The organism is Bradyrhizobium valentinum, from assembly GCF_001440405.1.
GTDB lineage: Bacteria > Pseudomonadota > Alphaproteobacteria > Rhizobiales > Xanthobacteraceae > Bradyrhizobium > Bradyrhizobium valentinum.
In genome coordinates this window covers 1-7,330 of record NZ_LLXX01000037.1, presented here as the reverse complement: position 1 = coordinate 7,330, position 7,330 = coordinate 1, and the positions used below count along the sequence as shown (strand labels likewise).

Below are 7,330 nucleotides of genomic sequence, written 5' to 3'. Positions count from 1 at the left end.
GAGCGAGCGCCGCACGAGCAAGCAACGGCGGCTTAGCCCAAGGCAAAAGCCGTCGCGGGATCCTCCCAGCGAAGCCGGCCACACGGCCAGCGAAGCCGGCCACCCGGGATCCTACGGCATTGCGCAACCCTTCCACGCATGGTTGTGTCCATCCGCAGATAAAACCATTGGGGAGGGACTGGGAATGAAGCATCTCATGATCGCTGCGGCCTTGACGCTGGCTGCCACTGGCGCCCAGGCGCAAAATTCTGGCACCGGCTCGAATTCACGGAGCCACAGTGTCCGAGGATATACGACGAATAGCGGGACCTACGTTGCGCCGCACGCCGCGGCCAATCCGAATAGCATCCAGCGCAACAACTACAGCGCCACCGGCAACGTCAACCCGTACACCGGCGCCGTCGGGCACCGCAGTCCGCGGTACTGAATGGCGAGCGAGCACGAAACGAAACACGCCGGAGTGGCTCCTAGCCGTCCCGGCCCGAATGGTCATCCGCCCGTGCGGCCGGCACCTTCGTCGCCACCTCCGCCGAAAAAGTGACGGTGGTCGGCAATGACCGACAGCAACGATGGGCCCAAATTCGCGCTACGAAACGGGATCTATCACTCGGCGCGGCGGGATTTCTATGGCTCCTCGAATCGCTGGTTGAACTTTGACGTAATCATCTTGGGAGCGGGCGTCGCCGGCAAAGCTTCAAAGCTCTTCCATGTCGAGGAGCTTTGGCTTGAGTTCGGCGTTCTCGTGTTCGCTACATTGCAGCTTACGTTCGACTTTGGTTACAAAGCGAGAACGCACGAATTCCTTCAGCGCAAATATAACGAAATGCTTGCGGACCTCGAATTCTTCAGGTCTTCCCCTGGAAACGGACATCGTCGGGTCGTCTGCCATGTCTCAAAGGTGCCAACAGGCGACATTCAGACGCGATGGGAACCGGTGACTGGCGTCAACGCTTGGGGCTGCTGGTCAGGTGATGGCCAACGCGCACACAAACTACCCTTTCGACTTATTTTGAAGAGCTCGAGCAAAAAAGTCGCGGGCTATCGCATCTAAGGCTGCGGAGATTTGTTCGCTAGCCTCCTGCGCGGTGACACATTTTCCTTCGAGTCGTTCGGCCTCGCGAATGTAATTCATGGATAATTCGCGCAAGCGCTGGAGGTCAGGGTCATCAGGTAACGGTGCGATTTGAGCCAAGAGGTGTTCCGCCCGCGCGCGTGCGCGGTCGCTTCGAGAGCCATCCATGACAGCCTCCGAGGGATTTACATTTGTGAGTTTCTGATCAGTTCCTCTGCTGAACCATAACATTCGAAGGAGAGGAAGGCCTTTGAGATCGGCTCGCCGATCAAGAAAGCCAAACGCGCGCCGCAATGTGGGGTTCCCGACATAGCGCCGATTCTTTAACACCCGCCTGCCAAGGTCCGCCTTTCTTATGCGGCGGCACTCTACTTGGCAGGACCCAATAGCCTATCGTAATGGCGCTTCACCGTCCCGTAGCACTCACACGCGCCATCATGAAGTGCTTCCGCATCGAGGATCTGGATTTTTCCCCGGGCGTATTTGATCAGACCGGCAGACTGCAGGGTGTGCGCGACGACAGTCACACTCGTTCGCTGGACCCCGAGCATTTCCGCTAAATATTCTTGCGTGAAATGTAGAGTGTCGGTGCCCGCCAGGTCTCTCGCGCGCAGTAGCCAACGGCAAAGACGTGCCTGAACATGATGTGACGCAAAACAAGCTGCCGACTGTTGCGCCTGAGCATATACGGTCTGCTCATGACGGATGAGCATGGACAGCAGTTTGGGACTTTGCAATGCAACGGACTTCAATCCGTCGATGCTGCAAACGACGATTTCGCCGGATAGCTGGACAATTCCGAGGCTGAGAGAAATGCGTCCGTCCAGCGCTGCCGAGGCCCCAACGACGCCATCCGAGCCAACCATGGCAGCCTCGACCATGTCCCCCGACTCGAGCGTCACAACCAAAGACACCACCGCACTCGTCGGAAAGTAAACGTGCTTGATTTCCTGTTCTGCTTCGAACAAGACCGAATGCTGCGTGAATGGCGTGAGCTTGAGATAGGGCTCAAGTCGGTTGAAGTCGTCTTGACCCAGTTTGCTGAGCAAAAGGTTCTTCATTGTGCGCTCTCGAGGACAGGCGGGAGCGCAAAGAACTCTCAGCTATCGGTTGCCTTACTGGATACCCGATAATGCGAGCATAGTAGGAGCCGTACCGTACATAGCTAGCTTTAAATTCGCTATGTAGGGTACCAGACAGACGGCATCCTAGGACGTATTTCAAAATCAGATCAGCAACCCCAACGGCGGTCGGAAACCAGTGGGAGGGCCGAGGAAGGGGAGATCAAATGATCATTGACACCTTCGATCGCCGAACGATGGCTAGAATGGAAGTGGCCCTTGAGCGTGCGTGCTTGCTTCTTCCAACTGGCAGGGAGAAGCACAATGCCCGTCGGATCGTCGCCAGCAAAATAATTGAATGTGCCAATCGTGGTGAGACCAGCCTGAGTAGACTTTCTGAGGCCGGGTACGCCGCCGCGATGCAACTCAGTTCTTCGGCGCAGTCCGTCAGGAAGAAAGAGGCCGCCAACTAGAGACGCATCGGGTTGGGAGGCCCTAGGAAGCCGGCTTAATCATCCGCCACGCAAATCCGAACGCGCTTCACCGGGGCGTCGCCGCCTCGCTCCTCCCAAAGGGCATGAAGGGCGTCGTCGGTCATGGGGTTCGTGATATTATATGCTCGGTTGGTCGCTGCCAGCCACGAGAGTGGCATTCAAAGGCTGCCCGGCAACCATCATATCATAACTATGCCAATTGTTCCCGAAAAGGATTCTCCAGTGTCAGGTACCTAACAGACGCGCAGATTAAGGGACATTTCATTATCTACGTTTCAGCACCTGCAGATACTTCGGAGTTAGCCCGGCCAGCAGCTGGGCTTTTCGTTTGCGCCAAGTTCTACATTTTCCCGGCGATCCCAGCACTCGTCAGGCGATGGCAAGCATCGTCAAAATTCATTCTACTTCCTAACAATTCGTGAGCGGCACGATCTCGCCTTCCTCACATATGTTTAGGAACGAGGCGCTGGAGGTTGCTTTTACTCCCTGCATGCGTGACCCGATCAAAGAACCAAAGTACTGGCGAGATCGCGCGGAGGCGACCCGCACGAAGGCGAAGCAATTGCGCTGCTACAATTTGCGAGAGATGCAGCGGATGCTGCGGGTCGCCGAGGAATACGACAGGCTCGCTGATCTTGCCGCAAATTGGCAGAGCAATTCACAATTGATCGGGGGAAGGACGCCGCGTGAAGACTGAGCTCGCCTCCGCCTCACTCGGCGATAAGGATTAGGCACTTTGCCATGATCCACTGCCAAGCTCGAAGCTGCGGCCGAGGACCGCGAAATCATCTAGGCTGCCCGATTGAAGTTGCCCGCTGAGCTAGCGGCCGGGCAGTTCGCCTGCAGCTAAGGCGTCAAACCATAAATGCAGAGTGGTGGGCCAACGTCCGCTTTGGTGCGCGTTCCGGACTTAAGTCGGACATCGCGTGAGGTCTGAAAAGTGCTGGCGAAATACGAGAAGGCCGCCAAGGAGGCGGCCTTTTCACTGCACTAGCGGTAGCCCTTGCACTTCGTCTCTTCCTTGTAACCGCCGTTAGCGTCTCACCGATCTTTGCGGGTGCTTCGGAAGGCGCTCGGCCCTTCCACCAGCTTCCGTTTTCGAACTTCTCGCTCTTCTGCTGAGGCTCCGGACTCAATGCGTTTGTCGATCGTCTTGGTTGCCAGTTGGGCGGCACGAGCGGCGCCCTGTTTGCTTGTTGAAAGAACGCGGGGTTTCTTGATCCCCGAAGACTTAGACAATCCAATTTCCACCAGCCGGCGGATGGCTTCGGAGCGAGTTGTCTCATGTTGTTCAGCCCAGCTGTCTACTTCAGCGGTGAGCTCAACAGGCAATCGCACGGCGGAAACGGGATGACGCCCGGTTGCGGGACGGCCACGCCTTTTTTGGTTTACCTTAATTGACTTTTTCATAAATTAGGTTTACCAAAATAGCAAGCCGAGGGGAAGCAGCAACTTCCGCCCCGGCTCTAACCCGAGCCATGAAGGGCTTATTCCACACGATCCAGGCTGACAGCGTGTATACCACGTCACCCCTAAACACGTCTTCAATCGACGCCGCGGCCGGCTTGGTTGGCTGGACGTCCGGGCAGATGCTTCGCCCGAGGAAGTATTCATTGCTGTAGGGCGACTCCGCAAGGAAGCCAGAGACGAGATAGACGGCTAATCCAATTCCTCGACAAGACGGACAACTACCTGTCCCGCGAATTGGAGGATGACGGCGATCGGGAGGCGGTCGGCGATGACGAACCGTCGCTTGGCTCTTTCGATCGGATGATGAACCAGGAGTCGTATCGACAAACGTTCGGCGAGGCCGACATCGATGCCGAGCAGGACGACGCCGAGCGCGAAGACGACGACCCGGACGAGGCGAAGCAACAGCCGCCGGAAATGGGCGGTTTCCTATGAGCGAGAAAACTGAAGAGGATTGCGCCGCCATCATCGACCAGGGCAATCTGCTATGCGTCATGCTGGCTCAACCGGACGCGGACAGCGCCCTAAACGAAATGCACCGGATAGTCACGTTGATTGGGGATCACGCGCGAGCTAACAGGTGCCGGAATATCGCGGGGGTCGAATGCGCCTGATCCGTCTCCTGATCGCCCGCTACAAGCTCGGGTTTGAGCGATGGCGTCTGAGCCGACACAACAACCCCTCGTTAACTTCGGGCCCGTAAGCTCAAAGCAATCGCGGAGGTCATCACTCGCGAGAGTAATGCGTAGAGCCGTCGCTGTCTCAACCCAGCGGCGGCTTTTGCGTGCACAACGGTTACCTCCGCGGGCCCTTTCTTTTGCCGGGTTTCTGTCACCATCATTCCGTGTTTCGAATCGATGGGAGAATTGACGTGGCGACAGGGACAGTGAAGTGGTTCAACGCGACAAAGGGCTATGGATTTATTCAGCCCGACAATGGCGGCAAGGACGTATTCGTCCATATCTCGGCCGTCGAGAGAGCAGGTTTGAGCAGTCTGAATGAGGGCGCAAAAGTGAGCTACGAAGTCTTAGCAAACCGCGGAAAGGAATCCGCCGAAAACCTCAGGGTAGGTTGATCGGCGCAGTCATCCGGCGTTCACGCTGGCGGGCCTACGCTTTGTCAGCGGCCGGACAGACGAGGAGCCGGAGGTGGGCCTAGTCTCTGCTCGCCCCGGCTGCATCCCTCCTTACGCCCCCGGCTGGGGCAATCTCCAGTGACTGGCGGCCCCGGTGCGTTGCGTATTGCCGGGGCCGCTAACCGGTCGGTTCAACGCACAACGCACGACATGGATTGCCGACTCCATCGGTGATATGGGCCGCAAGGGGGAGATGGCTGGGTTGTCGCCGGGCACACGTTCCGAACCGGCAAACCTTGCTGCCATCCATCGCGGACACAAGCCCCTTCAGACGTGCTGCTGCACCCGACTCCACATCCGCCCGCGGCCAGAGCTGGTTCGGCAAGAGCAAAAGCTACAAAGAAGGCCCCAAAGCAAGCAAAGCGGATCATCATGGCGGCTCCTCGTTGTCTTGAGTACACGGATCAAATTGGCGCCGTGAATACCGTTCCCTCGCTTTGGCGGCCCGCTTGCAAAACGGCCCCAGCTAGATTTCCAGCGCAAGCCGGGGCCGCCACTTTCTCCCGGTTCGTCTCCACAGATCCCCCAGGAGCGACGGAGTCGACTCTCGGCAAGGCTGCAGGTTCCTAAGGAAAGGCCCCGCACAGGGCTGGCGGGCTCAACGATCTTCCGCGTTCTGTTCACTATTGGGCAGACGTTGCCATCTTTTCCCGCTTCTATCGGTACGCCAGATGGGTACCCACTACTCCGTCTGGCAATTTGAAATGGGAATACTTTAGATGGCCTCGGCGCACCGCCGCGCGCTGGGGCCATTTTTATTCTGGACCGATCACCTCTTATTCAAAAGCCGCGCCCTCCGGGTCGTTTTCCTCAAACCATTTTCTGCGGCGTCCTCTCTGGCAAAGACCTTGAGGTGATCGGGGTCGCCCGCGTCATGACTATGCTCGAACACTTGACGAAGGCCGCGCATATTCACTGCCCGCAGCCGGGCATTTCCTGTGCTGATCAACTTCGGTCTTGGCGATGCCGTCAGCGGCCTTACCCGGTTTTCGTCGTCCACGGCGCCTATGACCTCGTATTCAAACACGACGCCTTCAGGATCGTTCACCAGAAACCACTCATCGGCAAGGTCCGAGTTTGCAAACACCTTGAGATGGTCACGGTCGCCGACCTGCTTGCTGGTATCTACGTAAATCCAGACCGTTTTCATTGGTCTCTCTTCAGCTTCCGGCGTCCCCAATGATGCTTTTTCCTGGCTCGGTAAACTCGCGGACATGGCCAAGGTTCAACGCCCGCATGACGCCGATCCTGGCCAGCATCGTTGGCCCACCGTTTTCGGCAACGAGGATTAGCGCCTCCATGGCGGCCTGCCATTCCGGCGCGGAGTGTTCAGTCTTCGACAGCTTCGTGATGTATCTGGCGGCATCCCTCAAGGTGAGGAGCCAACGGCCATTCGGAAGCGGAATCGGATCTTCAAACGGTGTGGACTACGGCAATAAAAATTACGCAGGCAATAATCTTGGGTGTAGCGGCTTGTCATCTCGTTCACCTTTTGTACTGTAGGCACAGGATGAAAAGCGACCGTGAAATCGAGATCCTTTTCAGGCGGCTTCGCCTGTACGACCAGCTCGGGCGCCATGCCGAGGGGCTCATTCGAACAATCCAGAGAGCATTGAAGGACAGCTATGGGCCTAGATCACGTCCGTTCCGAAATGGAGCGCATGCGCGTTCGGGTCGGAAGTCAGCGTAAGCAGATCCTCCAGCTTCAGCGCGCCGGCATATCGACTGCAGCGGCTGAGCTATTGCTGCAGCGGATGCTGGCAAAGATCGAGGGCCTTTGTGATGAGCGGGACCGACTCAAGAAGGAGGAGGGCGCCAACGAAGGAGCGCGTGCTTGGGGGCCGGAGCAGGTCTCAACAAGGCTTACGGCGTCGGCTAAGCGAAATGCGGCGCTCGTCCGTGTCAACGAGCGGCATCCGTTCCCTTTGGGCGAGCAGCCTCTTTTCTAGTTCGACAAGCAATTGGAATTTGTTGCTAGAAATTGCTGTGCCGACTCCCTTCTTGCCCTCCGAGTCCGTTAGTGTCCCCCATGAAGAGCGTCATTGAGATAGATGCAGGTCAGGATCGCAAATACGTAGGCCTGCAGGAACGCGACCAG

The 7,330-nt window shown here is 57.5% G+C and carries 11 protein-coding genes and 1 pseudogene; 6 read left to right on the top strand and 6 right to left on the bottom strand.

The genetic code is table 11. The features are described from left to right. Together CP49_RS46980 and CP49_RS06950 are read left to right on the top strand one after the other, a co-directional pair. The coding region (locus tag CP49_RS46980; protein WP_245310548.1) for a hypothetical protein at window positions 1–427 on the top strand (427 nt) is incomplete at its 5' end. A gap of 126 nt (window positions 428–553) precedes the next feature. Next, complete coding sequence (locus CP49_RS06950) at window positions 554–1,051, top strand: hypothetical protein (RefSeq protein WP_057849555.1); 498 nt, start codon at window positions 554–556, stop codon at window positions 1,049–1,051. 389 nt (window positions 1,052–1,440) lie between these two features. On the opposite strand, the gene CP49_RS06945 is transcribed toward CP49_RS06950, so the two are convergent. Then, entirely contained in the window at window positions 1,441–2,133 is a 693-nt protein-coding gene (locus tag CP49_RS06945) for a Crp/Fnr family transcriptional regulator (RefSeq protein ID WP_057849554.1), read from the bottom strand. 227 nt (window positions 2,134–2,360) lie between these two features. On the opposite strand from CP49_RS06945, the gene CP49_RS06940 reads away from it, so the two are divergent. After that, entirely contained in the window at window positions 2,361–2,606 is a 246-nt protein-coding gene (locus tag CP49_RS06940; RefSeq protein ID WP_057849553.1) for a hypothetical protein, read from the top strand. Between the two features lie 439 nt (window positions 2,607–3,045). Further along, the gene (locus CP49_RS06935) at window positions 3,046–3,324 is read left to right on the top strand and encodes a hypothetical protein (protein ID WP_245310546.1); all 279 of its coding nucleotides are present in this window, start codon (window positions 3,046–3,048) and stop codon (window positions 3,322–3,324) included. 344 nt (window positions 3,325–3,668) lie between these two features. Here CP49_RS06935 and CP49_RS44355 read toward each other — a convergent pair whose 3' ends face one another. Beyond that, entirely contained in the window at window positions 3,669–4,037 is a 369-nt protein-coding gene (locus tag CP49_RS44355; RefSeq protein ID WP_156438121.1) for a ribbon-helix-helix domain-containing protein, read from the bottom strand. A 294-nt stretch (window positions 4,038–4,331) separates the two neighbouring features. On the opposite strand from CP49_RS44355, the gene CP49_RS06930 reads away from it, so the two are divergent. Further along, the gene (locus tag CP49_RS06930; protein WP_057849551.1) at window positions 4,332–4,532 is read left to right on the top strand and encodes a hypothetical protein; all 201 of its coding nucleotides are present in this window, start codon (window positions 4,332–4,334) and stop codon (window positions 4,530–4,532) included. Between the two features lie 436 nt (window positions 4,533–4,968). After that, window positions 4,969–5,172: a cold-shock protein gene (locus CP49_RS06920; protein WP_057849549.1), complete on the top strand. Its 204-nt coding sequence runs from the start codon at window positions 4,969–4,971 to the stop codon at window positions 5,170–5,172. An 829-nt stretch (window positions 5,173–6,001) separates the two neighbouring features. Here CP49_RS06920 and CP49_RS06915 read toward each other — a convergent pair. The 4 genes and pseudogenes from CP49_RS06915 to CP49_RS44345 form a co-directional block, all read right to left on the bottom strand. After that, entirely contained in the window at window positions 6,002–6,382 is a 381-nt protein-coding gene (locus CP49_RS06915) for a hypothetical protein (RefSeq protein ID WP_057849548.1), read from the bottom strand. A 10-nt stretch (window positions 6,383–6,392) separates the two neighbouring features. Further along, the gene (locus CP49_RS06910) at window positions 6,393–6,605 is read right to left on the bottom strand and encodes a hypothetical protein (protein ID WP_338060333.1); all 213 of its coding nucleotides are present in this window, start codon (window positions 6,603–6,605) and stop codon (window positions 6,393–6,395) included. Beyond that, on the bottom strand, window positions 6,602–6,811 hold the full coding sequence (locus CP49_RS44350) for a hypothetical protein (protein WP_156438120.1): 210 nt from the start codon (window positions 6,809–6,811) through the stop codon (window positions 6,602–6,604). Before CP49_RS44350 ends, CP49_RS06910 begins: the two co-directional genes overlap by 4 nt. A gap of 438 nt (window positions 6,812–7,249) precedes the next feature. Beyond that, a pseudogene (locus tag CP49_RS44345) lies at window positions 7,250–7,330 on the bottom strand (F0F1 ATP synthase subunit A); the annotation flags it as partial.